Here is a 348-nt window from a genome sequence, read left to right on the forward strand (position 1 = left end):
ACTGAACTACCACTCCAGCGCATATTTAAACTGTTATTTTTTCTTATTGGCGGAGTGGACGGGACTCGAACCCGCGACCCCCGGCGTGACAGGCCGGTATTCTAACCAACTGAACTACCACTCCAGCATACAAATTTTGTAATATAACATTGTTTAAATAGTTGGCGGAGTGGACGGGACTCGAACCCGCGACCCCCGGCGTGACAGGCCGGTATTCTAACCAACTGAACTACCACTCCAGCGCATATTTAAACTGTTATTTTTTCTTATTGGCGGAGTGGACGGGACTCGAACCCGCGACCCCCGGCGTGACAGGCCGGTATTCTAACCAACTGAACTACCACTCCA

At 50.6% G+C, this 348-nt stretch carries 3 tRNA genes; all 3 read right to left on the reverse strand.

Annotation, left to right across the window (positions count from 1 at the left end):
* Positions 1–47 precede the first annotated feature (47 nt).
* Positions 48–124, reverse strand: a tRNA-Asp gene (locus tag H5201_RS22730).
* A gap of 38 nt (positions 125–162) precedes the next feature.
* Positions 163–239, reverse strand: a tRNA-Asp gene (locus H5201_RS22735).
* A gap of 31 nt (positions 240–270) precedes the next feature.
* Positions 271–347 (reverse strand) — tRNA-Asp (locus H5201_RS22740).
* Between the last annotated feature and the right edge of the window lies 1 nt (position 348).

Origin of the sequence: Pseudoalteromonas sp. SG43-6 (assembly GCF_014164365.1) — a bacterium.
Taxonomy (GTDB): Bacteria; Pseudomonadota; Gammaproteobacteria; order Enterobacterales; family Alteromonadaceae; genus Pseudoalteromonas; species Pseudoalteromonas rhizosphaerae.